This window comes from Photobacterium sp. HL06 (assembly GCF_059552575.1).
In genome coordinates this window covers 291,924-316,992 of record NZ_CM183914.1, presented here as the reverse complement: position 1 = coordinate 316,992, position 25,069 = coordinate 291,924, and the positions used below count along the sequence as shown (strand labels likewise).

The window sequence follows — 25,069 nt, the reverse complement described above, 5'->3', positions numbered from 1 at the left end:
TATGGAATTTCTCGTCTTTGGTGAAGACTGGGGCCGTCACCCATCGAGCAGCCAGCATATTTTGACAGCCTTGATGGACAGTTATGAAGTGATCTGGATTAATTCAATCGGGTTGCGTCAGCCAAAATTAACCTGGCGTGATATCAACAGAGTCAAAGAAAAGCTGCAGTCTAGTTTATGTCATCGCTCGGCATTAGTGTCGGCTGTAACCAAGGAACATGATATTCCCCAAACACCTACCGCAATCATCAAGCCCTTGGTATGGCCGTTAGCCCAACACTCACTCATTCAAAAACTCAATAACGTCATTCTCAGCCAGCAGCTCAGGCGTAAAAAGAGCCCCCGGATCATCTGGGCAGCCTTGCCTAGTGCCGTAGACTACTTGGATATTTGCGACAGCGATCTGGTGATCTATTACTGCGGTGATGATTTTTCCGCTCTCGCCGGCGTTGATCACCACTATGTGGCTCAAGCAGAGCAGCGGCTCATCGACAGAGCTGACATCATTCTGGCCTGCAGCCCGGCTTTACAACAAAAATTTCCGACAGATAAAACCTGGCTACTTCCCCATGGGGTTGCAATATCGCAATTTGCAAACCCTATGCCCTGCCCTGTTGACATCGAGACCTCCCGGCCCAGTGTTGGCTTTTACGGTAGCCTGAATAATTGGCTCGACCAGGATCTGTTATACCAGCTGGCTAACACCCGCCCCGATATCAACTTCTACCTCGTAGGGCCTGTTGATATTGATATTTCCCTGCTCGGTCATAATCACAACATCCACCTGCTACCCGCCAAGCCTCACCACCAGCTGGCCGGTTATCTGCAACACTGGACAATGGCTATTTTGCCCTTCAAGGACAATGAGCAAATTCGGGCCTGCAACCCGCTAAAATTAAGGGAGTATCTGGCAGCTGGCTGCCCGGTAATTAGCTCGGACTTTCCAGCCGTTCAACCCTATCGACCATGGGTAACCACTGCCACTACTCTACAAGAATGGCTGAATGCTATCGATCATAACTGCCAGCTTAGTATCAATGCTCGCCAAGTTTATGCCCACCAAACAAGTACCCGTGTTGCCAACGAAAGCTGGAGTAACCGTGCCAAGACAGTGGTCACACTGGTTAAAGAAAGATTAGTGTCCAAATAAACAGACGGCTAATTACAATTTATCTAACTCTAGGCATCTTTTTTGCTACTACTCTTATATTCCGACTTACAAAAAGGGTAACTAGATGAAAAGGATTATTTGTCTAATCAGCTGCCTCTTTTTTTGGGGCTGTACCAGTACGAGTCACCTCCCTCAAGAGCTCACTTTATTTTTCAGCCCGGAGCAAATCTCGCTGACTGCAGAGCAAAACAGAAAGATCGCTGATTTTCTCGATAGCAACCCATACCACCAGCTAACAGCCTTTGTGGCACCGGCAGATCTAGATGACCCTTTCAAGGCTCTTATGCACGGGCAAAAGCGTAGCCAGGCTGTCAGCCAAATTTCAAACGCCAGGGAGATCCCATTACGGCTGGAATATGCGCCTAAACAAACGGCCGATACACTGATCCTTAAAAGGCAGTAGTCATGCGGCATAAGTTATTTGCAAAGCTTTATCCCTTGCTCCATGCCATGTGGAATCACAGATACCTGATCCTGATCCCGGTACTTGTCATGCCATTGCTAATGACAGCAGGCAGCTTCGTTAAAGCCAAGCGATATTATGCCCAAACCACCATTTTGGTTCAGGAAGCCGCCATGCTGAACCCGTTTCTTGAAGATCTCTCCATTTCAATGAACCTAAAACAGCGCATTAAGGCACTACGGGTATTGCTCCATAGCCACTCGGTATTGGAACAAGTTGCTGTCGAGCTGAAACTGGCGCCCGCGGCTAGCAGAGCCCAAGTTGAAGGTGTCATTGGCAGTTTAAACCGCAGCCTCACTGTTACCTTAGTTGGCAATGATTTAGTTCAGCTCGGGCTAAACTGGCCAACGCCAGATGAAATGCCGATTATTTTGAACAAAGTGGCTGAAATTTTTCTTGATAAGCTACGCGCACCTGGACGGGCCTCGATAGATGGCTCTGAAATGTTCCTCCAGAAACAACTCGAATCAACCCAGCAAGATCTTGAACAAGCAGAAAGCGATCTCGCCTTATTCAAAGCAGAGCATGCCGATAACCTACCCCAACTACAGGGTATTAAAGTCCAAAATGATGCACGGCTGAATTCACTCATTCAGGAAACAGAATTAGAGCTGTTACATGCTAAAAATCAACGCGATAATTTCTTTCAGCGCCTCGCAAGCACCAACCCGGTCGTCGGTATGTTAGAAGAAGAAATTATCAAAGCCGAAGCTGAGCTGGCCATTCTGCGAGCCAGCTATACCGACCGTCACTCTTCCGTCAAAGCCGTGTTACGTCAATTGGGCCGCCTGAAGCAAGAACGCTCACGGCTCGTTGACGAGCAGCAATCTCTCAGTGCCCAGGAAGTAAGCCAGCTGTGGCAACGAGTCGCAAACAACACTCAAAACCGTGACAACAACACCCAGCCAATATTGCTCAGCCAATTTGAAAAACTTCAACATGCTGAAAGCCAAATCCAATCCCTGGCTGAAGAGTTGAAACTGCTACGGGCACAAGCAACCCAACTACAAAGCAAAAGAGCAGAGTTCGCCACCTTAGAGAAGCAGCTCAAGATCCTGCAACGTAACTATGACGTCAAATCCAGGATCTACAACCAGCTTCTGGAACGTTATGAGATGGCAAAAGTCACCGGTCAACTCGGCCGTTTCGAAGAGCCAGACAAGCTGAAGATTATCGATCGCCCAGTCAAGCCTCATCGCCCTCTTAACTGGCCATGGTGGCTCAATTTCCTCCTCGGCATTGGTGCAGGACTCGGACTCGGCTTGTCTCTGGCCTGCGCGGTACAGCTATTAGATACCCGGCTGTATCAAACCACACAAATCAACCGACTCACCCAGGTACCGGTACTCACCCGGGTCCCAAACTTCCCAGGGAGTTCATTATGAAGCATGTCACGCTACAAGTTGTCCAACACCTAAGCCCCGGTGGTATTGAAAGACTGGTACTCAATTTACTGCGGTTTGCCTCCCCGAACCATGAGGTATACGTAGTAGCCTTGGAAGGTGACAAAACGTCGGCAATGGCTGCCTGGCCAGAATTACAGCCCTTGGCCTCTCGCCTGTTCTTTCTCAACAAAGCACAAGGCCGAGATCTCAACACTGTTTTCAAATTGCGACAGCTCATCAAACAGCTCCAAGCCAAGGTTGTTCATTCCCACCACCTTGGTCCATTACTGTATTCTCGGCTTGCTACCATCGGACTTTCCCTCACCCATATCCAGACTGAGCATGATAGTTGGCATTTGCAAAGTGCCAAACAGCGTCTTATTACTCGCTGGCTGTTAAAAGGTACCAATATTCAATTAATAGCCGATGCCCCTCGGGTCGCCCAGCAACTGGAACACTACGGGATCAAAGCCAATCATGTCATCATCAATGGTATCGATACTCAACACTTTTCTCCCGGCAGCCAGCAACTCGCCAGGCAATTCCTACAACTTCCAACAGATAAAATCATCATTGGTTGTGCTGGCCGGTTAGTGCCGGAAAAGGGCATCGACACCATGCTCAAGGCACTGGTTCACCTTCCTATCGACCACCAGCTTGCCATCGCGGGCGGCGGCCCGGAACAACCATCATTGCTTGAAAAAGCCAAACAGCTTGATATCTCCCATCGTATTCACTGGCTCGGACACTGCGCCAATATGCGTAACTTTTACCGGGCCATTGATATTTTTTGTATGCCCTCCCGCCAGGAGGGGTTACCCCTGGCGCTTCTTGAAGCCCAGGCCTGTGGCAAAACCGTCGTAGCAACGGCGGTTGGAGGCATACCGGATCTGCTTTGTCCACAGAGCGGGCAACTGCTCGAACCTGACCAACCGAAGCCACTTGCCAGGGCAATAACAAAAGGCCTACGTAACGCTGCAGTCCATTGTGAGCACAATGTGCAATACATTCGCGACTTGGCTGATGTTCGGGTGATGGCAGCAACGTATGAATCATTGGCACATTAAAATAGAGGGAGATAACGATGGTGTTCGAATGGATTTTATTAGTATTTCTTACCCTGCTCATCGTCTATCACCATGTGATCTACACCAGCATGATGATCTGGTTTGGTCGACGCCGCAGCCCTGATACCCCCAGCGCTAGTTCAGCTAACCACAAGTCAGCAGGCGATCCTCTAACAAGTGAAAGGAATAGGCAGTTCCCTTCAATCGCCCTGGTAATGCCGGCTCATAACGAAGAGCAATGCATAGAAGCCAAACTGGCCAACCTCCTGATGCTCGATTACCCGCCTGAGCAACTTTCCATATGGATTTGCTGTGATGGCTGTACCGATAAGACCGCAAAGATAATCGAAGCCTGGCAAGACAAATTTAAAGCCGCGGGGATCCAGCTACACACAATTGAGGAAGCCAATAACCATGGCAAACTCGCCCGAATCAACCAGCTGATGGCGCTCGCTAAACCGCAGGCAGAGCTCATCGCCTTAAGTGATGTGTCGGCATTGATCTCCATTGATGCATTAAAGCAGGCCGCGGCAAGTTTTCATGACACGCAAACCGGTGCGATGACCTGTTGCTACCTGTTGGCTGAAGCGACCCCGGGTGAAGAGCAGTACTGGCAATGGCAGAATAACATCCGTTATGCCGAATCACGCCTTGGTAATGTCATGGGAGGCAATGGTGCTTTTTACATCATGCGCTCTCAACTGTTTGCGCCTCTTCCGGAAGACACCATCAATGATGACTTCATGCTACCGATGATGGTGATCAAGCAAGGCTATAATGTCTTTTTCAATCAGAGTATAAACAGCGTCGAACTCACCCCGACCAACAACCAGCACAACCACCAGCGCCGCCAGCGTATAGGTGCCGGCAACCTGCAGCAACTCATACGCTGCCGCTTTCTCCTCAAAAGCCGTCATCACAGGGCACGTTGGTTATTTAGCTCGGGCAAGGGATTGCGAACGGTCATGCCCTTTATTTTATTGGCCTATTTAGCGCTGAGTTCTCTCATGGCCTTACAAGGTGTGTTATTGGCCAAAGGGTTATTAGCACTGCAATGCTTCGTCTACCTATCGGCTCTGCTTCCCCTTGCCGGTATCCATAGCCGCCCAACAGATAAGCTGCACTATTTTATTGGGGGATATTTCTCTTCACTACTCGGTATGCTCCGCTACCTAGGCGGCCAGTTCCGTCAGGGCTGGCGCCATCGGCCTCCTTTGTCGAATTACCAAACCCAGTCAACACAGCTTCTGAAACGCAGCAGCGATATCATTCTCAGCATGACGGGTTTTCTTCTTACTCTGCCACTTTGGCCCCTGCTGGCAATCCTTATCAAGCTCGACTCACCTGGACCGGCCTTCTACCACCAGCTAAGGGTTGGCCGGATCACCGAAGACAAGGCTGAGCTATTTAAAGTCATTAAGTTCCGCACCATGACCCATAATGCCGAAACCCAATCAGGTGCCGTATGGGCAACCCAGAATGATCCTCGTATCACTCGTATCGGTCGCTTCCTGCGAGCAACCCGGTTGGATGAACTTCCCCAATTTATCAATGTATTAAGGGGGGATATGTCTTTAATCGGCCCGAGACCTGAGCGTCCTGAAATGTGTGGCGATTTGCAAAATGCATTGCCGTTTTACCTGGAAAGGACGGCAGGGTTGCGCCCTGGAATAACCGGCCTGGCACAGGTGAACCAGGGCTATGATAGCTGCCTTGATGACGTGAAAAACAAGATCGCTTGGGACCATGCTTACGCAGTGGCGTTAGGCTCTCCATTTCAATGGCTTAGAATGGATCTCTATATCATTTTCAAAACTGTTTACATCATGGTATCCAAACGCGGGCAATAAGTTGGCATATCACTTGTATTGCTTACTAACAGGTTCAGATTATTTCCAGACGAGAGGTTAGTATGCAAGCAATAACAGGAGCTGTAATCACATTACCGATACATGATGAGTTTGATGCCCATATCGCCAGAGAAATGGAGCCGGAATTTGAGTCGTTGAGCCAAACTGAAGAAGACGAGTTGGTACTCGACATGACACAAATACAATTTATTGACTCCTGCGGAATAGGTGCCATTGTTTTCTTATACAAACGATTGAAAAGCAGAGGCAAAAAATTACGCCTACTCAATGTCAACGGACAGCCACGACAGCTGATGCAAATGTTACGGATAGACAAGGTGATCCCACTGATCACTTCTGCGGAGTTGTAATACTATGGACAAACTGCCGAGCCTATTTCTGATCCTGACGATCAGTGGCTGTACAACCTGGCCTACCTCCAGCGAGAATCCCTACACCCCGCCGGACATGGATCAATGGCTGGAGCTGGAACACCATGATTTCGAGCTACAACTCTTGGCTACCCGGGGAGCAAAAATCTGTCTTCCCGGTCAGTACCAACAGCTGGAAAATCTGTACAGCAAAGCCCGTCAGGAGGCAAAAGCCGGATTCAGCGATGACGCCGATATTACCCTGCTGGAATACCAAACCCAGTTTGGCAAGATCCAGCGCCAAATGGACTGGCTGGAATACCACACCCAGTGCCTCAATCCCCGTTACTCAGAAATAGAGCTCAGGGATAAATTTCTGCTGCTAATGCGAATAGACAACCAGTTTGCGTTTAATCGCGCCAAACTATTGCCCGATTACCAGCAAGCACTACGCCGTGCTGCTTCAATATTAAAGCGCCAGAGCCATTGGCATCTCCAACTTACAGGCCATACCGACACCATCGGCACTAACCAAAGCAACTACCAGCTAGGCATGAGGCGCGCTGAGGCTGTGCGACGTTATTTGATCGAACAAGGCGTAGATGCCAACCAGGTAACCATCTTTAGCGCAGGAGAAGAGAAATCAATCGAAGATCCCCGCTCTCGCACCCAGCGGCTCAGTAACCGAAAGGTGAATGCAAAAGTACTTGTCGAACACCATACCCGCTCAATGCACCGCGTTTACTCGCTGCAAGATTGGCATGCAGTTCGGGAGTCGCTATGAGAAAACGCTTACCGCTGTTGCTGCTTCTGTTCATCATCGCTCCGGCATGGGGAACAACCCTGACCCCCGGTGATCGCATTTACCTGCAGCTACCCGGTGAGAGCGCTTTTGACACTCCCTTTACCATTGATGATCAGGGACAGCTCCGGCTTCCTGAGGTTGGGCTGATCACCGTAGCTGGGTTAACCGTCGAAGAAGCCGAGCAGCGGATCAGGAGAAGGTTGAGTGCTGTCTACCGAAACCTGGATGAATTCGAGCTCAGTATCATGGAGCACCTGATCCGGATCCGCGTGCTCGGTTATGTTGAGCAACCTGGCATGGTCTCGCTCAAACCCGGCAGCAACATCCAAATGGCTGTCGCTGCAGCCGGAGGAGCAAGGCCCGGGGCACAGCTGGATCAGTTCAGGCTCATCCGAAATGACAACACGCAGGTTTTCAATTACAAGTCATACCTTGACTCCGGTGAGCCCTCTCTGCTCCCGGCCCTTAAAAGCGGTGATACCATTTTTGTTCCCACCTCTCCCCTGCTCGGCAATATCGAGGTCAAGTTTGATGCCGCCTCGCTACGCGAAGGTGGTGATGCTGACGAAGAGCAAGGGATCACCATTTTCGGTGAGCTGCGTAATCCCGGCACCTTTAGTTTCAAACCGGATATGACCGTTGTGGATGCCCTAATGCGAGCTGATGGTGTTACCCGCTACGCCGATGTCACCAAAATACGGGTAATAACAGACAGTGTTCCTTATCAGTTTGACCTAAAAGCCTACCTTGATACCGGAGATACCAGCGATCTACCTCCAATCAAGCCGGGCACGACAATTTTTGCACCGATCGAAGTCGAAGACATCAATACCACCTCACGAACCGTCTATGTTATGGGGGAAGTCAAGGCACCCGGCGCGTATGAAAGCTCTCCCGGTACCGGCTTTATCGATGTACTTGCCAATGCTGGCGGGCCAACCCGCTTTGCTGATACCACACATATCAAGCTGCTCAGTAATATTAAGGCCCCGGTCAGCATTAACCTCGTCGAGTACACCCGCAAGCCCAGCCAGTACCCGCTCCCCCCTATCCAGCCTGGCGATGTCATTTTCATCCCGGAAAAAATCGACTTCAACGAAAAGTCCTGGCTCAAGGTAACCAATGAGCGTGCCATCAAGATCATCGGAGCGGTCAACAATCCCGGCCGCTTCGAGTGGAATGACAGCATGGGTTTTCTCGATGTCCTAGCCCATGCCGGTGGCCCCAAGCAGCAGGCCAATCTCAGTAATATCCGCTTGCTGCGGGAAAACCAGGTAATATCGGACAATGTGATCTATTTCGATCTGGATAATTTTATCAACGAGGGCGGCAGCTTTACCCAGTTACCCCGGCTTGAAGCCGGCGACACGATCATTATCGACGAGCTGCCCCACGATCCTACGGACAACAAATCCAGCTGGATCCGCCAGTCCGCCGATGACTCTATTTATGTCTTCGGTCAAGTCGGGGCACCGGGTCGCTATGCCTTCAACCGCGAACTCGGTTTCCTTGATATCCTTTCGGCTGCAGACGGCCCCAATGGTAATGCCGATCTTCGCCAGATCCGGATCAGCCACCGAAGTGGCAGTCATGCCAAAGTCACCAAACTCAACCTGTCTTTGTACTTTCAAACCGGAGATGAAAGCCTACTGCCTGTAGTCGTGCCAGGAGATGTCATCTACCTCCCCAAGCAAGAAGGCAACTGGCTGGATAACCCCGCCGAGCGAGTGGTAAGACTGATGGGATCGGTCAACAAACCCGGCCGCTATACCTTCAATAACCAGATGAGTATCCTTGATCTTCTGGCCGAAGCAGGAGGTCCATCTGACGAGGCCTATATCGAGCGGATCATGATCGTGAATACTTCCTGCTGTGGTGATCAGGCACAAACCTTCAATCTGCGAGACTATGTTATCGACCCTGGTAACTACCCGCTCCCCCTACTTCGCCCCGGCGATACGGTTTACGTCCCCAATAGAAGTGACTCTATCGGTGAACAATGGCGACAGGGGCTGCGTGACGTTCTGGGGCTGTTCACCCTCATCGCCCTAGGAGCAGCACTATGAAGCCATGGCTAAGTGTGGAGTTCGACCAGCTTTTCCACAAGATCCATCAACTGGATGCCCGGGTCATTACCTTGGCGGGTGCCAGTTCAGGGTGTGGAACATCAACCCAATGTCAGTGGCTGGCCAGACGCTGTGCCGAGGACCAGAACAAAGTATTGTTGATCGATCTTGATCTGTCCGGATCCGGGCAAGGCTACCCTGCCAGTCCATGGCATAGCGATGGAACGGGAGAGCCAGAAGCATTAATCCATCTTGCTCCCCAGCTCGATATTTTGCCCCAGCCCAGCAGCCAGCGTACTATTCTCGATCTTCGCCAACCGCAAATACTCGCCAGCGCAATAGAGCGCTGGAAAAAGGACTATCACTATATCGTCTGTGATATCGGTACAATTAGCACAGCCAACTGGCAAAACTTGCCTATCACTGCAATCAGTCATCATAGTGACGCTTCCATTCTCTGCCTTGCCGCGGCACAAACCACGGAAAGCGAATTGCTAACCAGCATGAAAAAGCTGGAGCAAGGCGGTATCCACTTACTTGGAACACTGATCAATGACAAGCATAACCCTTCCCTCGCCCAGGAAATTATTCGGGTACTCAACGGCAAGGCCCGCTGGTTCCCCAATCGGATCAAACGCAGCTTGATCCGCTATCTGGAGCATAACCCACTGCTGCTAGGAAAGTATCAATAGATGATTCAGACCCTTTTTCAACGCCAGTTTACGCTTAGCTATGGCAACCTGAAACCTATCCGCAGTGTCTTGGCAGACAAAGGCAAGGCTCTGAACCTCACCCCAGAACTGATCCAGAATATCAAACTGGTTTGCAGCGAGTACTGCACGAACCTGCTTGATCACCAAGCTGAGGTAGCAAACAACGTCACTATCAGCTACGGAAAATCAGGGCAGCACCATTATTTTATAATCAAAGATGACGGGTCTGCCTGGGCTGAACTGAAGGCGCGGCTGGAAGCTGTAGAGCTGCCAGATAGCGTGATTGAAAATGGAATGGGACTCGCTCTGATCCAGGCGACTTTCCCCAATTTTGAGTACCAAAGCCATCAAGAATACAACCAAATATGCTTTCGGCTCCCCAAACAAAAACAGCAGCGCCAAATCGTCATTGTCGATGATAGCCACAGCCAACTGGCTTTACTGGCCAGTTTCCTTGAGCAGGATTATCAACTCGCCCTGTTCAGCCAGGCCAGTGAAGCACTGCTTTGGCTCACCAACAACCACTGTGATTTAGCTCTTGCCGATTTACATATGCCGGAAATTAATGGCTTTGACTTTCGCAACGAGGTGGCGGCGATAGGACGCCACCAAATGCTACCGTTCATTTTTCTGTCTGGTGACACAATGAACAATACACTCAGTACCGCCGCACAGTCAGGTATCGATGACTTCTTGGCAAAGCCTATCACCAAGCCCCACCTGTTAAGCGTCTTAGACCGTGTGCTTGAGCGCCACAATCACTTAACCACTTCCTTCGAAACCCAGCTACAGCAGCAGCTCACCCCTAACACCAGCCATACGGCTATTCAGCCGCTACCCGCTCCACTGCAGCTACTCATCAACCAGCAACCTCAAATCGGTGGGGATTTTGTGATGCAGCGGCAGCTAGCAGATGGTTCACAGCTGATCATTCTCGGTGATCAGATGGGACATGGGCTGGCCGCAAAAGTTAATGGTTCGGTATGCTTCGGTTTTATCATCGGCCTGTTGTACAACTCTGAAATTTCACCACGGCAACTCTGCGCGTCACTCAATAGCTACCTCTACCAAACCAGCGAAACGAGCAACCTGATTTGTATTATCATTTTACACCTCTCGGCCGATAACAAGCTAACCATCTATAATGCGGGGATGCCAAACCCCATTTTGTTCAATCGTGAATATCAGGTTATCGAGGCAGGGATGGGCTTACTGGGGTTATTCGAGGATCTAGAAGTTACATACAGGCAAGTTCAACTTTCAGAAGGAGACAGCCTTCACTGTTATAGCGACGGGTTCTATGAAGGGCAATGGCCAGAATACGAGCTTCGCAAGATTCGGGCCTTAGCTCCACATCAGCGGCACCACTATTTATGGCAACGCACCCCGCAAACCCCTACAGATGACTGCAGTGTAGTCACGATACTGCATGGCGTTCATGAAGAAATATAGCGATTTAGCTGGTATATCTCAGCCAACTGAGGCCATCGGCTGTCGGCACAAAAATGGCTAGCCACACGATGCTGTGAAGACTGTGACAGTTGTTGCCAGGCAACATCTCCGGCAAGATCAAGATCATCGATTAACACAGAAAGCAGCTCCCACTGAGGCTCAGCAACGAGGCTTCTCGATGGCAATAGGCTTTCTAGCTCCCCCACATTGGTCGCGATAACCGGCACGCCATGAGCCATAGCTTCAAGTGCCGCCATCGGCAATCCTTCTGCCCGGGAGCTAAGGACAAGTAAATCCAACTGCGACCAATACCCGCTCATTGAATCAACAGCGCCGTGCCAATTAATAGTGGGCTGTTCCTCTATGATTGACGCGAGCCCCCCATGACCAAAGACATGAAACTGACAGCTAGGGTGATGCCGACTCAACAGGGCAAACCGATCAATGCCTTTCTCAAGGCTCAACCGCCCGACAAACCCAACCTGCAACATAGCATGACGCTGCCTTTGGTGAATACGAGGAAGGGCAGAAATGAAATTGCGGAGCAATTCGCAGTTGAAAGGGATGGTGTTCTGGATCCGCTGGCTAACGGCAATGTTACGAGAAAGGAAACTGGTAAAACGGTTTAATCCCTCATAGATCGCAAGTCTGCCTGAAACCGCCTCACCGGCATGAAAGCTCGTCACTAGATGGTAAGGAGCAAGCAAGCGATACAGCCTGGCAATCAGTGATGCCTTGTAACCATGAGCATGGATAACATCCCTGTGGGTAAGCGCATGAAAGAATTCATAGCTGGAGCTATCTGATAAAAAACGGAAAGGGATCTGATGTTGTGTTAATGAGGCATATTGGGGGTGGGCGGGATAACGGCGGATAAAGACAACTTCAACAGCAACATTTTGCTGTTGGATGAGCAACGCCAGTTGCTGGACATGGCTTTCTATACCACCAAAACCAGAACTGTCGACCAATAAGAAAACCATACATAACCCTCCCACGCTGTAGATGGTAAAAATTATGCAAAAAAAAAGCCGAGTCTAAGACTCGGCCTCTTTTAATTTAACGTGCTAGTGCTTATTCAGCAGCTTCCTGAGTTTCAGGACGATCTACTAGCTCAATGTAAGCCATAGGGGCTTTATCGCCAGTACGGAAACCGCATTTCATAATGCGAGTGTAACCGCCCGGACGTTGAGCAAAACGTGGACCTAATTCGTTAAATAGTTTCGCAACAACTTCGTTATCACGAGTACGTGCGAATGCAAGACGACGGTTAGCAACACTGTCTGTCTTAGCTAGGGTAATCAATGGCTCAATTACGCGACGTAGCTCTTTTGCCTTAGGCAAGGTAGTCTTGATAAGTTCGTGACGTACCAGAGAGCTAGCCATGTTGCTGAACATCGCTTTGCGATGACTGCTGTTGCGGTTGAGTTGACGACCACTCTTACGATGGCGCATGACCTAATCCTTCTAACTAGATATCAGTAACTATTAATCTTCAGCGATTGATGCTGGCGGCCAGTTTTCTAGGCGCATACCTAGAGACAGACCACGTGATGCCAGTACGTCTTTGATTTCTGTCAAAGACTTCTTACCAAGGTTTGGCGTTTTAAGAAGCTCAACCTCAGTGCGCTGAACAAGATCACCGATGTAATGGATCGCTTCTGCTTTCAAACAGTTAGCAGAGCGAACAGTTAGTTCAAGATCGTCTACAGGACGCAGTAGGATCGGATCGAACTCCGGCTTCTCTTCTTTCTCTTCAGGAACTCGTACATCACGTAGATCTACGAATGCATCCAGCTGCTCAGCAAGAATTGTTGCTGCGCGGCGAATAGCTTCCTCAGGATCAAGCGTACCGTTTGTCTCCATATCGATAACAAGCTTGTCTAGGTCAGTACGTTGTTCAACACGTGCTGCCTCTACTGCGTATGCGATACGGTCAACTGGGCTGAAAGTTGCATCAACTAGCAGACGACCAATTGGGCGCTCATCTTCTTCTGTGTGAATACGAGCAGACGCTGGTACATAGCCACGACCACGTTCTACCTTGATGCGCATGCTGATGTCAGCATGGTCATCAGTTAGATGGCAGATTACGTGTTCTGGGTTCGCAATCTCAACATCACCGTCGTGGGTGATGTCACCTGCAACAACAGGGCCTGCACCAGATTTGTTCAGAGTAAGGATAACTTCGTCTTTACCCTCAACCTTAACGGCTAGACCTTTAAGGTTTAGAAGGATCTCAAGAACATCTTCCTGTACTCCTTCTTTGGTGCTGTACTCGTGTAACACACCGTCGATCTCAACTTCAGTTACGGCACAACCCGGCATTGAAGACAATAAAATACGACGTAGAGCGTTACCTAGAGTGTGGCCGAAACCGCGCTCTAGTGGCTCAAGAGTTACTTTTGCGTGCGTCGTATTAACTTGTTCAATATCAACAAGACGCGGCTTAAGAAATTCTGTTACAGAACCCTGCATTGTGTCCTCTCTTAACTATAGCTTTACTTAGAGTAAAGCTCGACGATCAGGTGTTCGTTGATGTCGGCAGACAAATCAGAACGTTCTGGAAGGCGCTTGAAAGTACCTTCTAGTTTGCTGCTGTCTACTTCGACCCAAGTCGGTAGTTCACGCTGAGTAGCAACTTCTAGAGCTGCTTTAATGCGTGCTTGGTTCTTAGCTTTCTCACGAATGCTAACAACGTCGTTTGCCGCTACCTTGAAAGAAGGAACGTTTACGACTGTACCGTTAACTAGGATCGCTTTGTGGCTTACCAGCTGACGTGATTCAGCGCGAGTTGCACCAAAGCCCATGCGGTAAACTACGTTATCTAGACGACCTTCAAGAAGCTGAAGCAGGTTTTCACCTGTGTTGCCTTTAAGGCGAGCAGCATCTTTGTAGTAGTTACGGAATTGTTTTTCTAGTACGCCATATGTACGACGAACTTTCTGCTTCTCACGAAGCTGAACGCCGTAATCAGATAGACGACCGCGACGCGCACCATGCATGCCCGGTGCGTTATCGATTTTACACTTGGTATCAATCGCGCGTACACCTGACTTAAGAAATAAGTCAGTACCTTCGCGACGGCTAAGCTTCAGCTTAGGACCCAAATATCTTGCCATGTTCTTTCTCCAATATTCCTAGAAACGTTATACGCGACGTTTCTTAGGTGGACGACAACCGTTATGAGGGATCGGAGTCGCATCAACAATGTTAGTGATACGGAAACCCGCTGCGTTTAGAGCGCGGATTGTAGACTCACGACCAGGACCAGGGCCCTTAACCATAACTTCCAGGTTCTTAACGCCATATTCTTTGGCCATTTCACCACAACGCTCAGCAGCAACCTGTGCAGCGAACGGAGTAGATTTACGAGAACCACGGAAACCAGAACCACCTGCAGTAGCCCAAGATAGAGCGTTACCTTGACGGTCAGTAATGGTTACGATTGTGTTATTGAAAGAAGCATGAATATGCGCAACGCCATCAGCTACTTGCTTGCGTACGCGCTTACGAGCGCGAGTTGGTTGTTTTGCCATTGTACTCTACCTTATCCGATTATTTTTTGATCGGCTTGCGCGGACCCTTACGGGTACGAGCGTTGGTTTTAGTACGCTGTCCACGTAGTGGTAGACTGCGACGATGACGAAGGCCACGGTAACAACCAAGGTCCATAAGACGCTTGATGTTCATGGATACTTCACGACGTAGATCACCTTCTACAGTGTACTTAGCTACACCATCACGCAGTAGATCGATCTGCTCTTCAGTCAGTTCACTGATCTTAACATCTTCAGCAATACCTACTTCAGCTAGAATAGCTTGAGAGCGGGTTTTACCGATGCCGTAGATCGCTGTTAGAGCGATTACAGAATGTTTCTGATCAGGAATGTTAATGCCTGCAATACGGGCCACTATTCACTCCTAGTACTTTACAAGAATAACCGCTGCAGAGCCCGTTTAGGATACGCAGCGGTGGAACAATTCTTTTGCACACACAAAAGATTGGTTGGCTAATTTAGCCAACCTACCTTCAATTTGCAAGAAATATTTCTGCTTATTAACCTTGGCGTTGTTTATGCTTTGGCTCAACGCAAATTACACGCACAACACCGTTGCGCTTGATAACTTTACAGTTGCGGCAGATTTTCTTAACGGAAGCACGAACTTTCATTGCTAAACTCCGTAAATGGATAACCAGTCTTAGCGGCCTGAGCCTTTAAGATTAGCCTTTTTCAAAACAGACTCATATTGTTGAGACATCAGATGTGTCTGAACTTGAGCCATGAAGTCCATAATAACTACAACTACAATCAGTAGCGATGTACCGCCGAAATAGAAGCGGACATTCCATGCAATCATCATAAACTCGGGGATCAGACAGATAAAGGTTATATACAACGCTCCCGCAAGGGTTAGGCGTGTCATCACTTTATCTATATATTTCGCGGTCTGCTCACCCGGGCGAATACCAGGTACGAACGCACCAGACTTCTTCAAGTTATCAGCTGTCTCGCGAGGGTTAAACACCAACGCGGTATAGAAGAAACAGAAGAAAATAATCGCAGCAGCAAAAAGTATCACATAAAGTGGCTGTCCTGGGCTTAGTGCCAGTGAAACATCACTTAGCCAGCCTAGGTTTTCATTCTGACCGAACCACTGAGCCAGCGTACCCGGAAACAGAATAATACTTGATGCAAAAATCGCTGGAATAACCCCTGCCATGTTGATTTTCAACGGCAGGTGAGTGCTCTGTGCGGCAAAGACACGACGGCCCTGTTGACGCTTGGCATAGTTAACGACGATACGACGCTGACCACGCTCCATGAACACTACAAAATAAATCACAGCGAAAGAAATAACTGCAATTAACAGTAAAAGAAGTACGTGCAATTCACCTTGACGTGCTTGCTCTACAGTCTGTCCAATAGCTGGCGGCAAACCAGCAACGATACCGGTAAAGATAATTACCGAAATGCCGTTACCAATGCCACGCTCAGTAACTTGTTCACCTAACCACATTAAGAACATGGTACCGGTAACCAAACTCACTACCGCGACAAAGTAAAATCCTAGACCTGGATTAAGAACCAGGCCAGGGATCATACTTGGTAACCCCGTTGCAATACCAATTGCTTGGAAGGTTGCCAACACAAGCGTGCCGTAACGGGTGTACTGACTAATCTTGCGACGGCCAGACTCCCCTTCCTTTTTCAACTCGGCTAATGCCGGATGAACAACCGTTAGCAACTGGATAATAATAGAGGCCGAAATATACGGCATAATACCCAGTGCCAAGATGGAAGCACGCTCAAGTGCACCGCCAGAGAACATGTTAAACAGTTCAATGACGGTACCCTTTTGCTGTTCGAACAGATCGGCAAGTACAGCAGCGTCAATACCAGGAATAGGCACAAAAGAGCCCGCTCGGAAAATTAAGATAGCACCTAATACGAATAGCAGGCGAGTCTTAAGCTCTGCTAGGCCACCTTGTGCACTACGAAAATCTTGTCCTGGTTGTTTAGCCATCTGTACCTCATCCTCGAGTTAATTATTCCTCGATTTTACCGCCTGCAGCTTCGATTGCAGCTTTAGCGCCTTTAGTCACGCGTACGCCTTTAACTGTAACGTTGCGAGCGATCTCACCAGAAAGTACAACTTTCACGAACTTAATGTCCTTAGTGATTACATTCGCAGCCTTTAGAGTTTCAAGACTTACTACGTCACCTTCAACTTTCGCTAGCTCAGCTAGACGAACTTCAGCTGTTACCAAGCTCTTACGAGAAGTAAAACCGAATTTTGGTAGACGCTGTTTCAAAGGCATCTGACCGCCTTCGAAGCCTGGACGTACAGAACCACCTGAACGTGATTTCTGACCTTTGTGACCACGGCCACAAGTTTTACCCAGACCGGAACCGATACCACGGCCCACGCGCTTAGCTGAAGGCTTAGAACCTGCAGCTGGCGATAGAGTATTCAAACGCATTCTGATTACTCCTCTACTTTAACCATGTAGTAAACTTTAGCGATCATGCCGCGTACGCAAGCAGTATCTTCAAGTTCAACAGTGTGGTTGATGCGACGAAGGCCTAGGCCACGCAAAGATGCTTTATGCTTCGGTAAACGACCGATAGAGCTCTTTGTCTGTGTTACTTTAATAGTCTTAGCCATGTCGATCACTCCAGAATTTCTTTAACAGAAAGACCACGCTTAGCTGCGATCATTTCTGGAGAGTTCATGCCACTCAAACCATCAATTGTTGCGCGAACAACGTTGATTGGGTTTGTAGAGCCGTATGCTTTAGCTAGTACGTTACGGATACCCGCAACTTCTAGCACTGCACGCATTGCACCACCGGCGATGATACCAGTACCTTCTGATGCAGGCTGCATGTACACTTTAGAACCAGTGTGGCGGCCTTTAACAGCGTGGTGTAGAGTACCGTCGTTTAGCGCAACAGTAACCATGTTACGACGTGCTTTTTCCATCGCTTTCTGGATTGCAGCAGGAACTTCACGTGCCTTACCGTAACCAAAACCGATGCGACCGTTACCGTCACCAACTACTGTTAGTGCAGTAAAGCTGAAAATGCGTCCGCCTTTAACCGTCTTAGATACACGGTTAACAGCGATCAGCTTTTCATTCAAATCTGATTGTGTTTTTTCGTTAGCCATCTTCCGCCTACCTTAGAATTTCAGACCAGCTTCACGAGCAGCTTCTGCTAGTGCAGCTACACGGCCGTGGTATTGGAAACCAGAACGATCGAATGCAACGTTAGAGATGCCTTTTTCAATCGCGCGCTCAGCAATAGCTTTACCTACAGCTGCAGCAGCGTCTTTGTTACCAGTACTCTTAACCTGCTCGCGAATCGCTTTTTCTACGGTAGAAGCGGCAGCGATAACCTCAGAGCCATTTGGTGCGATTACCTGAGCGTACACGTGACGTGGAGTACGGTGTACAACTAGGCGAGTTGCGCCCAGTTCAGCAATCTTACGACGTGCTCGGGTCGCACGACGGATACGAGATGCTTTCTTATCCATAGTGTTACCTTACTTCTTCTTAGCTTCTTTAGTACGCACGACTTCGTCGGCGTAACGAACACCTTTACCTTTATAAGGTTCAGGGCTACGGTAAGCGCGGATATCTGCCGCTACTTGACCAATCACCTGCTTATCAGTACCAGTTAGTACGATTTCAGTTTGTGATGGGCATTCAGCTTTGACACCGGCTGGTAGTTCATGCGCAACTGGGTGCGAGAAGCCTAGGGTTAGGTTAACAGTCGAACCAGCAACGTTCGCACGGTAACCAACACCTTTAAGAGTAAGCTTCTTAGTAAAGCCTTCAGTAACACCAACAACCATGTTGTTCACTAGTGCACGAGCAGTACCTGCTTGTGCCCAAGCGTTAGCAACGCCTTCGCGTGGACCGAAAGTGATGGTGTTTTCTTCCTGGGACAATACAACTGCTTCGTTGATAACGCGAACTAGTTCGCCTTTACCGCCTTTAACAGTGATTTCCTGACCGTTGAGTTTAACTTCTACGCCGGCAGGAATAACTACAGGTGCTTTTGCAACACGAGACATTTCCTACTCCTATTATGCTACGTAGCAGATAATCTCACCGCCAAGACCCGCTTTGCGAGCAGCGCGGTCGGTCATAAGACCCTTGGAAGTGGATACAACAGCAATACCAAGGCCACCCATCACTGATGGTAGAGCATCTTTTTTCTTGTAGATGCGCAGACCAGGACGTGATACACGTTGGATTTGCTCGATAACTGGGTTCGCTTCGAAGTACTTAAGAGTAACTTCTAGCTCTGGCTTAACTTCACCGATAACAGTGTAGTCAGCCACGAAACCTTCTTCTTTTAGAAGCGCTGCGATTGCAACTTTCTGCTTAGAAGATGGCATTTTAACAGCAACTTTTTTCGCTGCCTGACCGTTACGAAGACGGGTCAGCATATCCGAAATCGGATCTTGCATGCTCATAAGTCAATACTCCGTGATTCTAAATTGGCAACTAATTACCAGCTAGCCTTACGCAGACCCGGAATCTCGCCTTTCATGCAAGCTTCACGAACCTTGATACGGCTTAGACCGAATTTACGTAGGTAGCCGTGTGGACGTCCAGTCTGACAACAGCGGTTACGCTGACGAGACTTCGCAGAATCACGTGGTAGTGACTGAAGTTTAAGCACTGCATTCCAGCGATCTTCTTCAGACGCATTCACGTCACTAATTAGAGCTTTAAGTGCTGCACGCTTTTCAGCGAACTTAACTGCAAGCTTGGCACGTTTAGCTTCGCGTGCCTTCATTGATTCTTTAGCCATATGTAACCCTTACTTTTACTTACGGAATGGGAAGTTAAAAGCAGATAGTAGAGCGTGAGCTTCTTCGTCAGATTTCGCAGATGTTGTGATAGTGATATCAAGACCACGTACACGATCTACTTTATCGTAATCGATTTCTGGGAAGATGATCTGCTCACGAACGCCCATGCTGTAGTTACCACGTCCATCGAATGATTTCGGGTTTAGACCACGAAAATCACGAATACGAGGAACAGCAATTGAAATTAGACGCTCGAAGAAATCCCACATGCGCTCGCCACGCAGGGTTACTTTACAGCCAATAGGGTAGCCCTCACGGATCTTAAAGCCAGCAACAGACTTGCGTGCTACAGTGATAAGCGGCTTCTGACCTGCGATAGCAGTCATGTCAGCAGCAGCATTCTCTAGAAGCTTCTTGTCGTTGATCGCTTCACCCACACCCATGTTAAGTGTGATTTTTTCGATCCTTGGGACTTGCATGATACTCTGGTATTCAAACTTTTCAGCAAGTTCTTTTACTAGAGTCTCTTTGTAGTAATCATGCAGTTTCGCCATAGTGTACTACTCCAAAGTTACTTGATCGTTACGCTATTAGATTTAAAGAAACGAACTTTTTTGTCGTCTTCAAATCGGAAGCCTACACGGTCCGCTTTACCAGTTTCAGCATTGAAGATTGCAACGTTAGAAACATCAATAGCTGCTTCTTGTTCAACGATGCCACCCTGTACACCCATTGCCGGAACCGGCTTCTGGTGTTTTTTAACAAGGTTGATACCTTCAACGATAACTTTACCGGTTGCTAGAACCTTAGTTACTTTACCTTTCTTACCTTTATCTTTACCGGTAAGAACGATAACTTCGTCATTGCGACGGATTTTAGCTGCCATTTTTTACTCCTTACAGTACTTCTGGCGCTAGTGAAACGATTTTCATGAATTTCGCATTACGAAGTTCACGCGTCACTGGGCCAAAGATACGAGTACCGATTGGTTGCTCTGTAGTGTCGTTCAACAATACACAAGCATTACGGTCGAAGCGAATGACAGAGCCGTCTGGGCGACGAACGCCTTTACGGGTGCGAACAACCACCGCCTTCAGAACATCACCTTTCTTAACTTTACCGCGAGGAATTGCTTCTTTCACAGTAATCTTGATGATATCACCGATGTGTGCGTAACGGCGGTGAGAACCACCCAGAACCTTAATACACATTACGCGACGAGCGCCGGAGTTATCGGCTGCGTCAAGCGTACTTTGCATTTGGATCATGTTAGTGCTCCGCTTATTTTAAACGTCTGGACCCATCTCGGGTCGGAAGACCTTTTCTTTCAAAGGCGGCGAATAATAACACCATTTTCGACCGATGGGTAGACAAAAAATAAACGGCCCTAAATATTTCCAGGGCCGCTGTATTAGTAAGTTGCTAAGTTCGCTTAAACGCGAGCTTTTTCAACTACGCGTACCAGTGTCCAAGACTTAGTCTTAGACAGTGGACGACACTCACGAATTTCAACTGTGTCGCCTAGGCCACACTCGTTGTTTTCGTCATGTGCGTGAAGTTTAGTCGTGCGAGTGATGTACTTACCGTAGATCGGGTGCTTCACTTTACGCTCGATTGCAACAACAATAGACTTGTCGCCTTTGTCGCTAACAACACGACCAAGCTGAGTACGAATTTGTTCGCTCATTATGCGCCAGCCTTCTCAGTCAGAACGGTTTTAACACGTGCGATATCGCGACGTACTGCTTTCAGAGTGTGAGTCTGCTGTAGTTGACCAGTAGCAGCCTGCATGCGCAGGTTGAACTGTTCACGTAGCAGGTTCACAAGCTCAGCATTCAGTTCTTCAACGCTTTTAGCGCGCAGATCTTGTGCGTTCATCACATCACCGCCTTAGTTACGAATGTAGTCTTGATTGGTAGCTTACGTGCAGCAAGGTTAAATGCTTCACGCGCTAGTTCTTCAGGAATACCATCCATCTCATAAAGAACCTTACCTGGTTGAATCTGTGCAACCCAGTACTCTACGTTACCTTTACCTTTACCTTGACGAACTTCAAGAGGCTTAGATGTGATAGGTTTGTCTGGGAATACACGAATCCAAACTTGGCCCTGACGTTTGATATGACGAGTCATAGCACGACGAGCTGCTTCGATCTGGCGAGCAGTCAAACGGCCACGGCCAACTGCTTTAAGACCAAAAGAACCAAAGCTTACATCAGTACCGTTCGCTAAACCGCGGTTACGACCTTTGAAAGTCTTGCGGAATTTAGTGCGTTTAGGTTGCAGCATCAATAAACTCCTTATTTACGGCTTTTGCGCTGCTTCTTAGGCTTGTCAGCCTTAGGCTCTTCAATTGGCATACCGCCTAGAACTTCACCTTTGAAGATCCAAACTTTAACGCCGATTACACCGTATTGGGTGTGAGCCGAAGAAGTTGCGTAATCAATGTCAGCACGAAGAGTGTGTAGAGGTACACGACCTTCACGGTACCACTCTGAACGTGCGATTTCAGCGCCGCCTAGACGACCACCTACTTGAACCTTGATACCTTTAGCGCCAAGACGCATAGCGTTCTGAACTGCACGCTTCATAGCGCGACGGAACATAACACGACGTTCTAGCTGAGAAGCGATGCTATCTGCAACTAGTTGACCGTCTAGCTCTGGCTTACGTACTTCAGCGATGTTGATCTGAGCTGGAACACCAGCGATCTTAGCAACGCGAGCGCGTAGTTTCTCAACGTCTTCACCTTTCTTACCGATTACTACGCCTGGACGAGCAGTGTGAATAGTCACACGGATGCTCTTAGCAGGACGCTCGATAACGATGCGTGATAGAGACGCTTTTTTCAGTTCTTTAGTAAGGAACTGACGTACCTTGAAGTCGCCGTCTAGGTTGTCAGCGAACTCTTGGCTGTTAGCAAACCAAGTGGTATTCCAAGGCTTAACGATGCCTAGACGAATACCATTAGGATGTACTTTCTGACCCATTGCTTTCTCTCCTAATCTCTTAGCGGTCTGCTACAACAACAGTGATGTGGCTAGAACGCTTCAAGATGCGATCGGCACGGCCTTTAGCACGAGGCATAATACGCTTCATGGTAGGACCTTCGTCAACGAAGATTTTAGCGACATTAAGATCATCAATGTCTGCGCCTTCGTTGTGTTCTGCGTTAGCGATAGCAGAATCTAGAACTTTCTTGATCAGCTCAGCAGCTTTCTTGTTGCTGAATTGAAGAATTTCTAGAGCTTGAGCAACTGGCTTACCGCGCAGTTGATCTGCAACCAAACGAGCTTTCTGCGGCGAAATGCGAGCAAAGCGATGTTTAGCGATAGCTTCCATTACTTACTCCTTAGCGCTTCTTAGCTTTCTTATCTGCAGCGTGGCCGCGATAAGTACGTGTTGGTGCAAATTCGCCTAGCTTGTGACCGATCATTTCTTCAGAAACGAAAACAGGAACGTGCTGACGACCATTATGGACAGCGATGGTCAAACCGATCATCTGAGGGATGATCATTGAGCGACGGGACCAAGTCTTAACAGGCTTTTTGTCACCGCTTTCCAACGCTTTCTCTACCTTCTTCAGCAAGTGTAGGTCAATAAATGGACCTTTCTTGAGAGAACGTGGCATGGCGTATCCTCTTTATAATTACTTGTTACGACGACGTACGATGTACTTGTCGGTACGCTTGTTCTTACGAGTCTTGTAACCCTTAGTAGGAACACCCCAAGGTGTAACTGGGTGACGACCGCCTGATGTACGACCTTCACCACCACCGTGTGGGTGATCTACTGGGTTCATTACAACACCACGTACAGTTGGACGAACACCGCGCCAGCGTGAAGCACCAGCTTTACCTAGCTCACGTAGCATGTGTTCTGCATTACCAACTTCACCTAGAGTCGCACGACCTTCAGCAAGAACTTTACGCATTTCACCAGAACGTAGACGTAGAGTCACATAAGTGCCTGCACGTGCAATGATCTGAGCGTATGCACCAGCTGAACGAGCCAGCTGAGCACCTTTACCAGGCTTAAGTTCAACACAGTGTACTGTTGAACCTACTGGGATGTTGCGCATTGGTAGTGTGTTACCAACTTTGATAGCAGCATCTGCGCCAGACTGGATGGTATCACCCGCCTGAAGACCTTTAGGTGCAATGATGTAGCGGCGCTCACCGTCTGCGTACAGAACTAGAGCAATGTTTGCGCTACGGTTTGGATCGTATTCAAGACGCTCAACTTTCGCTGGGATGCCATCTTTAGTACGTTTGAAATCGATCATGCGGTAGTGTTGCTTGTTACCACCACCGATGTGACGTACTGTGATACGACCGTTATTGTTACGACCACCTGACTTAGATTTTTTCTCTAGTAGTGGTGCGTACGGCTTACCCTTATGCAGGTCAGAGTTAACCACTTTTACTACGTGGCGACGACCTGGGGAAGTCGGCTTACATTTTACAATAGCCATTCTTCTTTGCTCCTAGCCTTACTCTGCACTACCAGCGAAGTCGATGTCTTGACCTTCTTTCAAGATAACATACGCTTTTTTCCAGTCGCTACGACGGCCTTCACGCATACCTTGACGCTTGGTCTTACCCTTGGCTACAAGAGTATTTACAGACTTAACTTCAACCTCGAACAGTTTTTCAACTGCTGCTTTGATCTCTTTCTTTGTTGCTGTCATCGCTACTTTGAATACGATAGTGTTACCGTTTTCAGCAGCCATGGTCGCTTTTTCAGAGATGTGCGGAGCACGTAGAACTTTTAAAATACGCTCTTCAGTGATCATGCTAGCATCTCCTCAACCTGCTTAACTGCAGCAGCAGTCATCACAACTTTATCGAAAGCAATCAAGCTAACTGGGTCGATTGCCGCTGCATCACGTACGTCTACTTTGTATAGGTTACGTGCTGCAAGGAATAGATTTTCATCTAAATCGCCAGTTACGATTAGAGCATCAGTAAGCTCAAGCTCTTTCAGCTTAGCTACTAGCTCTTTAGTTTTTGGTGCTTCTACAGAGAAGTTATCAACAACGATTAGACGCTCTTGACGAACTAGCTCAGAAAGAATGCTCTTCATAGCACCGCGGTACATTTTTTTGTTAACTTTTTGGCTGTGGTCCTGAGGACGAGCAGCAAAAGTTACACCACCTGTACGCCATAGTGGGCTACGAATTGTACCTGCACGAGCGCGACCTGTACCTTTCTGGCGCCATGGTTTAGCACCACCACCAGAAACGTCAGAACGAGTTTTCTGAGCACGAGTACCTTGACGAGCACCTGCTGCGTATGCAACAACTACCTGATGTACTAGCGCTTCGTTGAAATCACGCCCAAAAGTAGTTTCGGAGACAGTTAGCGCATCAGCGCCTTTGACTACCAATTCCATTAC

The 25,069-nt window shown here is 48.5% G+C and carries 37 protein-coding genes; 10 read left to right on the top strand and 27 right to left on the bottom strand.

Annotation, left to right across the window (positions count from 1 at the left end):
- Position 1: 1 nt before the first annotated feature.
- The 10 genes from AC51G0_RS01560 to AC51G0_RS01515 all read left to right on the top strand — a co-directional run bounded on the left by AC51G0_RS01560 (position 2) and on the right by AC51G0_RS01515 (position 11,343).
- Complete coding sequence (locus AC51G0_RS01560; RefSeq protein ID WP_496300407.1) at positions 2-1,150, top strand: glycosyltransferase family protein; 1,149 nt, start codon at positions 2-4, stop codon at positions 1,148-1,150.
- Positions 1,151-1,235: 85 nt separating this feature from the next.
- A complete protein-coding gene (locus tag AC51G0_RS01555) occupies positions 1,236-1,574 on the top strand; it encodes a hypothetical protein (protein ID WP_496300406.1) in 339 nt (112 codons plus the stop codon).
- A 2-nt stretch (positions 1,575-1,576) separates the two neighbouring features.
- Positions 1,577-3,019: a GumC family protein gene (locus tag AC51G0_RS01550; RefSeq protein ID WP_496300405.1), complete on the top strand. Its 1,443-nt coding sequence runs from the start codon at positions 1,577-1,579 to the stop codon at positions 3,017-3,019.
- Positions 3,016-4,086: a glycosyltransferase gene (locus AC51G0_RS01545; RefSeq protein ID WP_496300404.1), complete on the top strand. Its 1,071-nt coding sequence runs from the start codon at positions 3,016-3,018 to the stop codon at positions 4,084-4,086. The genes AC51G0_RS01550 and AC51G0_RS01545 overlap by 4 nt, the downstream gene beginning before the upstream one ends.
- A 17-nt stretch (positions 4,087-4,103) precedes the next feature.
- Positions 4,104-5,936 carry a sugar transferase gene (locus tag AC51G0_RS01540; protein WP_496300403.1) on the top strand — a complete coding sequence of 611 codons (1,833 nt, stop codon included), beginning with the start codon at positions 4,104-4,106 and terminating at the stop codon, positions 5,934-5,936.
- Between the two features lie 62 nt (positions 5,937-5,998).
- Positions 5,999-6,307, top strand: a complete 309-nt coding sequence (locus AC51G0_RS01535; RefSeq protein ID WP_496300402.1) for an STAS domain-containing protein — start codon at positions 5,999-6,001, stop codon at positions 6,305-6,307.
- Between the two features lie 4 nt (positions 6,308-6,311).
- Positions 6,312-7,091 carry an OmpA family protein gene (locus AC51G0_RS01530; protein WP_496300401.1) on the top strand — a complete coding sequence of 260 codons (780 nt, stop codon included), beginning with the start codon at positions 6,312-6,314 and terminating at the stop codon, positions 7,089-7,091.
- Positions 7,088-9,178, top strand: coding sequence for an SLBB domain-containing protein (locus tag AC51G0_RS01525; RefSeq protein WP_496300400.1), 2,091 nt, complete (start codon positions 7,088-7,090; stop codon positions 9,176-9,178). The genes AC51G0_RS01530 and AC51G0_RS01525 overlap by 4 nt, the downstream gene beginning before the upstream one ends.
- A complete protein-coding gene (locus AC51G0_RS01520) occupies positions 9,175-9,870 on the top strand; it encodes a P-loop NTPase family protein (RefSeq protein ID WP_496300399.1) in 696 nt (231 codons plus the stop codon). Before AC51G0_RS01525 ends, AC51G0_RS01520 begins: the two co-directional genes overlap by 4 nt.
- Entirely contained in the window at positions 9,871-11,343 is a 1,473-nt protein-coding gene (locus tag AC51G0_RS01515) for a SpoIIE family protein phosphatase (protein ID WP_496300398.1), read from the top strand.
- On the opposite strand, the gene AC51G0_RS01510 is transcribed toward AC51G0_RS01515, so the two are convergent.
- The 27 genes from AC51G0_RS01510 to rplD form a co-directional block, all read right to left on the bottom strand.
- Positions 11,328-12,326 (bottom strand): glycosyltransferase family 4 protein, encoded by a 999-nt coding sequence (locus AC51G0_RS01510; protein ID WP_496300397.1) that lies wholly within the window; start codon positions 12,324-12,326, stop codon positions 11,328-11,330. The two genes, AC51G0_RS01515 and AC51G0_RS01510, sit on opposite strands and share 16 nt — an antisense overlap.
- Positions 12,327-12,417: 91 nt before the next feature.
- Positions 12,418-12,798 carry a 50S ribosomal protein L17 gene (gene rplQ, locus AC51G0_RS01505; RefSeq protein ID WP_496300396.1) on the bottom strand — a complete coding sequence of 127 codons (381 nt, stop codon included), beginning with the start codon at positions 12,796-12,798 and terminating at the stop codon, positions 12,418-12,420.
- A 33-nt stretch (positions 12,799-12,831) separates the two neighbouring features.
- The gene (locus tag AC51G0_RS01500) at positions 12,832-13,821 is read right to left on the bottom strand and encodes a DNA-directed RNA polymerase subunit alpha (protein WP_128786441.1); all 990 of its coding nucleotides are present in this window, start codon (positions 13,819-13,821) and stop codon (positions 12,832-12,834) included.
- A gap of 23 nt (positions 13,822-13,844) precedes the next feature.
- Entirely contained in the window at positions 13,845-14,465 is a 621-nt protein-coding gene (gene rpsD / locus AC51G0_RS01495) for a 30S ribosomal protein S4 (protein ID WP_496300395.1), read from the bottom strand.
- Between the two features lie 27 nt (positions 14,466-14,492).
- Positions 14,493-14,882: a 30S ribosomal protein S11 gene (gene rpsK, locus AC51G0_RS01490; RefSeq protein ID WP_005370963.1), complete on the bottom strand. Its 390-nt coding sequence runs from the start codon at positions 14,880-14,882 to the stop codon at positions 14,493-14,495.
- Positions 14,883-14,901: 19 nt separating this feature from the next.
- Positions 14,902-15,258, bottom strand: a complete 357-nt coding sequence (gene rpsM, locus AC51G0_RS01485) for a 30S ribosomal protein S13 (protein WP_107349869.1) — start codon at positions 15,256-15,258, stop codon at positions 14,902-14,904.
- Between the two features lie 145 nt (positions 15,259-15,403).
- Positions 15,404-15,517, bottom strand: a complete 114-nt coding sequence (gene rpmJ, locus AC51G0_RS01480; protein ID WP_005417265.1) for a 50S ribosomal protein L36 — start codon at positions 15,515-15,517, stop codon at positions 15,404-15,406.
- 29 nt (positions 15,518-15,546) lie between these two features.
- Positions 15,547-16,872 (bottom strand): preprotein translocase subunit SecY, encoded by a 1,326-nt coding sequence (gene secY, locus AC51G0_RS01475; protein ID WP_496300394.1) that lies wholly within the window; start codon positions 16,870-16,872, stop codon positions 15,547-15,549.
- Positions 16,873-16,894: 22 nt separating this feature from the next.
- Positions 16,895-17,329, bottom strand: a complete 435-nt coding sequence (gene rplO, locus AC51G0_RS01470; RefSeq protein WP_496300393.1) for a 50S ribosomal protein L15 — start codon at positions 17,327-17,329, stop codon at positions 16,895-16,897.
- Between the two features lie 5 nt (positions 17,330-17,334).
- Positions 17,335-17,514, bottom strand: coding sequence for a 50S ribosomal protein L30 (rpmD, locus tag AC51G0_RS01465; protein WP_048900858.1), 180 nt, complete (start codon positions 17,512-17,514; stop codon positions 17,335-17,337).
- Positions 17,515-17,519: 5 nt separating this feature from the next.
- Entirely contained in the window at positions 17,520-18,017 is a 498-nt protein-coding gene (rpsE, locus tag AC51G0_RS01460; RefSeq protein ID WP_107349865.1) for a 30S ribosomal protein S5, read from the bottom strand.
- A gap of 12 nt (positions 18,018-18,029) precedes the next feature.
- The gene (gene rplR, locus AC51G0_RS01455) at positions 18,030-18,383 is read right to left on the bottom strand and encodes a 50S ribosomal protein L18 (RefSeq protein WP_068330631.1); all 354 of its coding nucleotides are present in this window, start codon (positions 18,381-18,383) and stop codon (positions 18,030-18,032) included.
- Positions 18,384-18,392: 9 nt separating this feature from the next.
- Positions 18,393-18,926: a 50S ribosomal protein L6 gene (gene rplF / locus AC51G0_RS01450; protein ID WP_496300392.1), complete on the bottom strand. Its 534-nt coding sequence runs from the start codon at positions 18,924-18,926 to the stop codon at positions 18,393-18,395.
- Positions 18,927-18,938: 12 nt separating this feature from the next.
- On the bottom strand, positions 18,939-19,331 hold the full coding sequence (rpsH, locus tag AC51G0_RS01445) for a 30S ribosomal protein S8 (RefSeq protein WP_128786449.1): 393 nt from the start codon (positions 19,329-19,331) through the stop codon (positions 18,939-18,941).
- Between the two features lie 35 nt (positions 19,332-19,366).
- Positions 19,367-19,672 carry a 30S ribosomal protein S14 gene (gene rpsN / locus AC51G0_RS01440; RefSeq protein ID WP_496300391.1) on the bottom strand — a complete coding sequence of 102 codons (306 nt, stop codon included), beginning with the start codon at positions 19,670-19,672 and terminating at the stop codon, positions 19,367-19,369.
- Positions 19,673-19,687: 15 nt separating this feature from the next.
- A complete protein-coding gene (gene rplE / locus AC51G0_RS01435) occupies positions 19,688-20,227 on the bottom strand; it encodes a 50S ribosomal protein L5 (RefSeq protein ID WP_075762916.1) in 540 nt (179 codons plus the stop codon).
- A 17-nt stretch (positions 20,228-20,244) separates the two neighbouring features.
- Entirely contained in the window at positions 20,245-20,559 is a 315-nt protein-coding gene (gene rplX / locus AC51G0_RS01430) for a 50S ribosomal protein L24 (RefSeq protein WP_107283396.1), read from the bottom strand.
- Between the two features lie 10 nt (positions 20,560-20,569).
- A complete protein-coding gene (gene rplN / locus AC51G0_RS01425) occupies positions 20,570-20,941 on the bottom strand; it encodes a 50S ribosomal protein L14 (protein ID WP_075762918.1) in 372 nt (123 codons plus the stop codon).
- 164 nt (positions 20,942-21,105) lie between these two features.
- Positions 21,106-21,360, bottom strand: coding sequence for a 30S ribosomal protein S17 (rpsQ, locus tag AC51G0_RS01420; RefSeq protein WP_428452904.1), 255 nt, complete (start codon positions 21,358-21,360; stop codon positions 21,106-21,108).
- The gene (gene rpmC, locus AC51G0_RS01415) at positions 21,360-21,551 is read right to left on the bottom strand and encodes a 50S ribosomal protein L29 (RefSeq protein ID WP_007469134.1); all 192 of its coding nucleotides are present in this window, start codon (positions 21,549-21,551) and stop codon (positions 21,360-21,362) included. Before rpmC ends, rpsQ begins: the two co-directional genes overlap by 1 nt.
- Positions 21,551-21,961, bottom strand: a complete 411-nt coding sequence (gene rplP / locus AC51G0_RS01410; RefSeq protein ID WP_496300390.1) for a 50S ribosomal protein L16 — start codon at positions 21,959-21,961, stop codon at positions 21,551-21,553. Before rplP ends, rpmC begins: the two co-directional genes overlap by 1 nt.
- Positions 21,962-21,972: 11 nt before the next feature.
- Entirely contained in the window at positions 21,973-22,662 is a 690-nt protein-coding gene (gene rpsC, locus AC51G0_RS01405; protein ID WP_128786454.1) for a 30S ribosomal protein S3, read from the bottom strand.
- 19 nt (positions 22,663-22,681) lie between these two features.
- Positions 22,682-23,014, bottom strand: coding sequence for a 50S ribosomal protein L22 (rplV, locus tag AC51G0_RS01400; RefSeq protein WP_107283401.1), 333 nt, complete (start codon positions 23,012-23,014; stop codon positions 22,682-22,684).
- A gap of 10 nt (positions 23,015-23,024) precedes the next feature.
- Positions 23,025-23,303, bottom strand: coding sequence for a 30S ribosomal protein S19 (gene rpsS / locus AC51G0_RS01395; protein ID WP_005302795.1), 279 nt, complete (start codon positions 23,301-23,303; stop codon positions 23,025-23,027).
- 18 nt (positions 23,304-23,321) lie between these two features.
- Entirely contained in the window at positions 23,322-24,146 is an 825-nt protein-coding gene (gene rplB, locus AC51G0_RS01390) for a 50S ribosomal protein L2 (RefSeq protein ID WP_428452907.1), read from the bottom strand.
- Positions 24,147-24,164: 18 nt separating this feature from the next.
- Positions 24,165-24,467, bottom strand: coding sequence for a 50S ribosomal protein L23 (rplW, locus tag AC51G0_RS01385; RefSeq protein ID WP_075762923.1), 303 nt, complete (start codon positions 24,465-24,467; stop codon positions 24,165-24,167).
- On the bottom strand, positions 24,464-25,066 hold the full coding sequence (rplD, locus tag AC51G0_RS01380) for a 50S ribosomal protein L4 (protein ID WP_128786456.1): 603 nt from the start codon (positions 25,064-25,066) through the stop codon (positions 24,464-24,466). Before rplD ends, rplW begins: the two co-directional genes overlap by 4 nt.
- Positions 25,067-25,069: the final 3 nt, after the last annotated feature.

Coding starts and splice junctions, on each gene's coding strand:
- AC51G0_RS01560 (WP_496300407.1), top strand. CDS start 2: ATGGAATTTCTCGTCTTTGGTGAAGACTGGGGCCGTCACCCATCGAGC.
- AC51G0_RS01555 (WP_496300406.1), top strand. CDS start 1,236: ATGAAAAGGATTATTTGTCTAATCAGCTGCCTCTTTTTTTGGGGCTGT.
- AC51G0_RS01550 (WP_496300405.1), top strand. CDS start 1,577: ATGCGGCATAAGTTATTTGCAAAGCTTTATCCCTTGCTCCATGCCATG.
- AC51G0_RS01545 (WP_496300404.1), top strand. CDS start 3,016: ATGAAGCATGTCACGCTACAAGTTGTCCAACACCTAAGCCCCGGTGGT.
- AC51G0_RS01540 (WP_496300403.1), top strand. CDS start 4,104: ATGGTGTTCGAATGGATTTTATTAGTATTTCTTACCCTGCTCATCGTC.
- AC51G0_RS01535 (WP_496300402.1), top strand. CDS start 5,999: ATGCAAGCAATAACAGGAGCTGTAATCACATTACCGATACATGATGAG.
- AC51G0_RS01530 (WP_496300401.1), top strand. CDS start 6,312: ATGGACAAACTGCCGAGCCTATTTCTGATCCTGACGATCAGTGGCTGT.
- AC51G0_RS01525 (WP_496300400.1), top strand. CDS start 7,088: ATGAGAAAACGCTTACCGCTGTTGCTGCTTCTGTTCATCATCGCTCCG.
- AC51G0_RS01520 (WP_496300399.1), top strand. CDS start 9,175: ATGAAGCCATGGCTAAGTGTGGAGTTCGACCAGCTTTTCCACAAGATC.
- AC51G0_RS01515 (WP_496300398.1), top strand. CDS start 9,871: ATGATTCAGACCCTTTTTCAACGCCAGTTTACGCTTAGCTATGGCAAC.
- AC51G0_RS01510 (WP_496300397.1), bottom strand. CDS start 12,326: ATGGTTTTCTTATTGGTCGACAGTTCTGGTTTTGGTGGTATAGAAAGC.
- rplQ (WP_496300396.1), bottom strand. CDS start 12,798: ATGCGCCATCGTAAGAGTGGTCGTCAACTCAACCGCAACAGCAGTCAT.
- AC51G0_RS01500 (WP_128786441.1), bottom strand. CDS start 13,821: ATGCAGGGTTCTGTAACAGAATTTCTTAAGCCGCGTCTTGTTGATATT.
- rpsD (WP_496300395.1), bottom strand. CDS start 14,465: ATGGCAAGATATTTGGGTCCTAAGCTGAAGCTTAGCCGTCGCGAAGGT.
- rpsK (WP_005370963.1), bottom strand. CDS start 14,882: ATGGCAAAACAACCAACTCGCGCTCGTAAGCGCGTACGCAAGCAAGTA.
- rpmJ (WP_005417265.1), bottom strand. CDS start 15,517: ATGAAAGTTCGTGCTTCCGTTAAGAAAATCTGCCGCAACTGTAAAGTT.
- secY (WP_496300394.1), bottom strand. CDS start 16,872: ATGGCTAAACAACCAGGACAAGATTTTCGTAGTGCACAAGGTGGCCTA.
- rplO (WP_496300393.1), bottom strand. CDS start 17,329: ATGCGTTTGAATACTCTATCGCCAGCTGCAGGTTCTAAGCCTTCAGCT.
- rpmD (WP_048900858.1), bottom strand. CDS start 17,514: ATGGCTAAGACTATTAAAGTAACACAGACAAAGAGCTCTATCGGTCGT.
- rpsE (WP_107349865.1), bottom strand. CDS start 18,017: ATGGCTAACGAAAAAACACAATCAGATTTGAATGAAAAGCTGATCGCT.
- rplR (WP_068330631.1), bottom strand. CDS start 18,383: ATGGATAAGAAAGCATCTCGTATCCGTCGTGCGACCCGAGCACGTCGT.
- rplF (WP_496300392.1), bottom strand. CDS start 18,926: ATGTCTCGTGTTGCAAAAGCACCTGTAGTTATTCCTGCCGGCGTAGAA.
- rpsH (WP_128786449.1), bottom strand. CDS start 19,331: ATGAGCATGCAAGATCCGATTTCGGATATGCTGACCCGTCTTCGTAAC.
- rpsN (WP_496300391.1), bottom strand. CDS start 19,672: ATGGCTAAAGAATCAATGAAGGCACGCGAAGCTAAACGTGCCAAGCTT.
- rplE (WP_075762916.1), bottom strand. CDS start 20,227: ATGGCGAAACTGCATGATTACTACAAAGAGACTCTAGTAAAAGAACTT.
- rplX (WP_107283396.1), bottom strand. CDS start 20,559: ATGGCAGCTAAAATCCGTCGCAATGACGAAGTTATCGTTCTTACCGGT.
- rplN (WP_075762918.1), bottom strand. CDS start 20,941: ATGATCCAAATGCAAAGTACGCTTGACGCAGCCGATAACTCCGGCGCT.
- rpsQ (WP_428452904.1), bottom strand. CDS start 21,360: ATGAGCGAACAAATTCGTACTCAGCTTGGTCGTGTTGTTAGCGACAAA.
- rpmC (WP_007469134.1), bottom strand. CDS start 21,551: ATGAACGCACAAGATCTGCGCGCTAAAAGCGTTGAAGAACTGAATGCT.
- rplP (WP_496300390.1), bottom strand. CDS start 21,961: ATGCTGCAACCTAAACGCACTAAATTCCGCAAGACTTTCAAAGGTCGT.
- rpsC (WP_128786454.1), bottom strand. CDS start 22,662: ATGGGTCAGAAAGTACATCCTAATGGTATTCGTCTAGGCATCGTTAAG.
- rplV (WP_107283401.1), bottom strand. CDS start 23,014: ATGGAAGCTATCGCTAAACATCGCTTTGCTCGCATTTCGCCGCAGAAA.
- rpsS (WP_005302795.1), bottom strand. CDS start 23,303: ATGCCACGTTCTCTCAAGAAAGGTCCATTTATTGACCTACACTTGCTG.
- rplB (WP_428452907.1), bottom strand. CDS start 24,146: ATGGCTATTGTAAAATGTAAGCCGACTTCCCCAGGTCGTCGCCACGTA.
- rplW (WP_075762923.1), bottom strand. CDS start 24,467: ATGATCACTGAAGAGCGTATTTTAAAAGTTCTACGTGCTCCGCACATC.
- rplD (WP_128786456.1), bottom strand. CDS start 25,066: ATGGAATTGGTAGTCAAAGGCGCTGATGCGCTAACTGTCTCCGAAACT.